Genomic DNA, 3,588 nt, shown 5'->3' with positions numbered 1-3,588 from the left:
GGGCCCCCGCCTACACTTGCCGTGTCCCGCACAAGACCGCCTGATCGAGGATCCCCATGTCCAGCAGCGCAGCACCCGCCCCCGCCGTGGAACGGGGCACCCGCCCCGAGGACGAACGGCTGGGTGCCGGGCGCACCGTGGTCTACGCCGTCCAGCACATCCTCACCATGTACGGCGGGCTTATCGCCGTGCCGCTCGTGGTGGCCGGAGCCGCGGGGTACGACGCCGCCACGACCGCCCTGCTCGTGGCCGCCGCTCTGTTCGTGGGCGGGTTCGCCACGTTCCTGCAGGCGTGGGGGCTGCCGCGGATCGGCTGCCAGCTGCCGCTCGTGCAGGGGGTGTCCTTCACCGGGATCGCCACCATGCTGTCCGTGCTGGCCACGGGCGGTGGCATGCCGTCCGTGATGGGCTCCATCATGGTGGCCTCCGTGTTCGGGTTCCTGATGGCCCCGTTCTTCGCCCGCGTGCTGCGGTTCTTCCCGCCCGTGGTCACGGGGTCGATCATCACGACGATCGGCATCACCCTGGTGCCCGTGGCGGCGTCGTGGTCCATGGGCGGGGACGAGAAGGCGCCCGGGTACGGCTCGCTGGCGAACATCGCCCTGGCGGGGGTCACGCTGCTCGCGGTGCTGCTGCTGTCCAAGTTCGGCGGCGCGGTGCTGTCCCGGCTGGCCATCCTGGTGGCGATCGTCGTCGGCACCGTGGTGGCGTGGGCCGTGGGCATGGCGGACTTCTCGCAGGTGGGGCAGGGCCCGTGGTTCGCGCTGCCCTCGCCGTTCCACTTCGGCCCGCCCACGTTCCACATGGCGGCGATCGTGGCCATGTGCATCGTGATCCTGGTGAACATGGCGGAGACCACCGCGGACATCCTGGCCCTGTCCGAGGTCACGGGATCGCGCATCGACTCCGCGCGCATCGCGGACGGGCTGCGCGCGGACATGCTCTCCTCCGCCGTGGCGCCCGTGTTCAACTCCTTCACCCAGACCGCGTTCGTGCAGAACGTGGGCCTGGTGGCGATCACCAAGGTCAAGAGCCGCTACGTGGTGGCACTGGGCGGCGTGTTCATGGTGCTGCTGGGCATGCTCCCGGTGCTCGGCCAGGTGATCGCCGCGATCCCGCTGCCGGTGATGGGTGGCGCGGGCTTCGTGCTGTTCGGCACCGTGATGTCCTCGGGCATCCGCACCCTGGCACGGGTGGACTACCGCGGGGGCATGAACCTGATCATCGTGGCAGTGTCCCTGTCCTTCGGGATGGTGCCAATCGTGGCCCCGGGCTTCTACGCGGCGTTCCCCTCCTGGGTGGGCATCATCTTCTCCTCCGGGATCTCCTCCGCCGCGGTGGCCGCGCTGGTGATGAACTTCTTCTTCAACGAGCTCAGCGTGCACAAGCGCTCCACGGAGGCCATGGGCATGGGCACCGTGGGACTGCGTGTGCTCTCCCCACGGGAGGCCGGCGCCCTGCAGGACGGCGACCAGTTCGTGGACGGCCGCCTGCTGGACGCCCACGGGCGGGAGATCCCGTTCGCGTCCTCCCAGGAGCAGTACGAGTCGGTGCGCGAACGCATCAACGCGGGTGAGCTCACCTCGTTGGACGAGATCCGCCGCGCGGTGGTCGAGTAGCATGTGAACCGGCCCAGCGCATTCGCGTTCGCACAGGGATCGGGCTGACTCCCTGCGGCCGTCCGTTCCGGGCCACGGTCCCCCGCTGCTTTCCTCAGAGGCTCTCCTGTGCACCCCTCGTTCCTCCGCCGTTGCCCCCTGCGCGCACTCGTCGCTCTCGTCCTCTCGCTCGTCCTGGCCCTGGGCGCCACCACGGCGTTCCTGCCGAGCGCCCACGCCGACGACGCTCCCCCGCTCAACGGCGCCATCGGCGCCTACTACACCGCGCACCCCGAGCTCCGCACCGCCATCGGGGAGCCCGTGGAACGGGAGAAGTGCGGGTACCCCTCCAGTGGCTGCGTCCAGCGGTTCGAGCGCGGCGCCCTGACCTACACCCCGCGCACCAGCGTCTCCGTGGTGCGTGGCGGCATGTACTCCGCGTGGTCCCGCAACATCCAGGGCTTCGGTCTGCCGCTGGGCAACGAGGCCACGGACGTGAGCGGGGTGGCATCCCAGCGGTTCACGAACGCCACACTGGTGTGGAGCCCCGCAACCGGCACCCACCCGGTGCGCGGCGGCATGCGCACCGCGTACACCGCAGCCGGCGGCCCCGCCAACGCGGGAGCGCCCAGCGGCCCCGAGCACCCCGTGGCGGGAGGGGCCGCGCAGGACTTCCTCATCCCCTCCACCGGTTCTCGCTACACGTTCACGTGGCACGCCAAGAGTGGGAGCACGCAGACGGTGCGTGGCGGCATCCGCGCCGGCTGGGCCACCGACAAGCGCACGGGTGCGGCGGTGACCCCTGAACGGGGCGGCCTGGAGCGCGGCGGGGCCTACCAGATGTTCCACGCGGGCCGGGCGTACTGGTCCCCGAAGACCGGCGGCCACACCATCAAGGGCGCCATCCTCAGCGCGTGGCAGCGTTCCGGGTACGAACGCGGCCTCGGGTATCCCGTGTCCCAGGAGTACGCCGTCTCCGGCGGCGTGGAGCAGCGCTTCGAACGCGGCACCATGCGGTACTCCACTGCCACCCGGAAGGTCACGACCACACGGTTCAGCACACCCCCTTCCCGCCCGTCGGACACCTCAGCGTTCGACGCCACCGCCACGAAGCACGGGCTGGGAGCCCCCGCCGGAGGAAAGATCTCCGTGGCCGGCACCTCCGCCAGGCGCTACGCGAACGGGACGGTCTACCACTCGGCCACCTACGGCTTCGTCCCGGCGTCCAAGAGCGTGGCCGCCGTGTGGGAGCGCAACACCGCGCTCCACGGACTGCCCCGGGCGGCGTCGGGAACGGGTGGCGCGGTGCGCACAACGTTCCAGAAGGAGTCCCTGGTGTGGGACGCCTCCCGGGCGAAGGTCATGCGCGCCGACCTCACCCTGGGAGCCGAGGACGCCCTGGTGATCGGGGACTCCCAGGTGGCGGAGAGCTCGTGGGTGGGGCGCGGGATCGCCGCCAACGGCTACGACCAGACCGTCTACCGCATGGGCGGCATCGGGTACGTGGCCAACAACCAGGGCAACAACTACGGCTCCTACGGCATGGGCGTGCTGGACAACCACTGGGCCCTGCCCAAGGGCGCTCCCGGCATGATCTTCGTGGGCGGCTCCGGCAACGACCGCGGCGCCAGCTCCGCGACCATCACGTCCCGCTCCACCGCCGTGGTCCGGGAGCTGCAGCGCATGTACCCCACGTCCACGATCGTGGTGGGCGGCGTCATCTCCCGCTCCGACGTCTTCTACGCTGACCGTCAGCGGGTCGAGGAGGCGCTGCGGGTCACCGCCCGTCAGACCGGGGCGCGTTTCATCCCGATGCGCGGCTGGATCGACACCTACAACGCCCGCGGATACATGTACGACCAGTACCACTTCAACGAGGCCGGGCAGATCCACATGGGGAAGGTCTTCGCGCCCCAGTTGCAGCAGGCCCTCGCGCAAGGTTCCTGAGCCCACCCGGCCCGGTGCCGCCCACCCACCGGGCCGGGTGGGC

The 3,588-nt window shown here is 70.8% G+C and carries 2 protein-coding genes; both read left to right on the top strand.

Annotation, left to right across the window (positions count from 1 at the left end):
• Positions 1-56: 56 nt before the first annotated feature.
• A complete protein-coding gene (locus tag QL985_RS11840; RefSeq protein ID WP_039101521.1) occupies positions 57-1,619 on the top strand; it encodes a nucleobase:cation symporter-2 family protein in 1,563 nt (520 codons plus the stop codon).
• A 108-nt stretch (positions 1,620-1,727) separates the two neighbouring features.
• Positions 1,728-3,545: a GDSL-type esterase/lipase family protein gene (locus QL985_RS11835; RefSeq protein ID WP_052239296.1), complete on the top strand. Its 1,818-nt coding sequence runs from the start codon at positions 1,728-1,730 to the stop codon at positions 3,543-3,545.
• Positions 3,546-3,588 lie beyond the last annotated feature (43 nt).

This window comes from Kocuria sp. APC 4018, assembly GCF_030407675.1.
Classification (GTDB): Bacteria; Actinomycetota; Actinomycetes; order Actinomycetales; family Micrococcaceae; genus Kocuria; species Kocuria rhizophila.
Note: the sequence above shows the minus strand (reverse complement) of the source record. Positions and strands in the feature narration are given on the sequence as shown.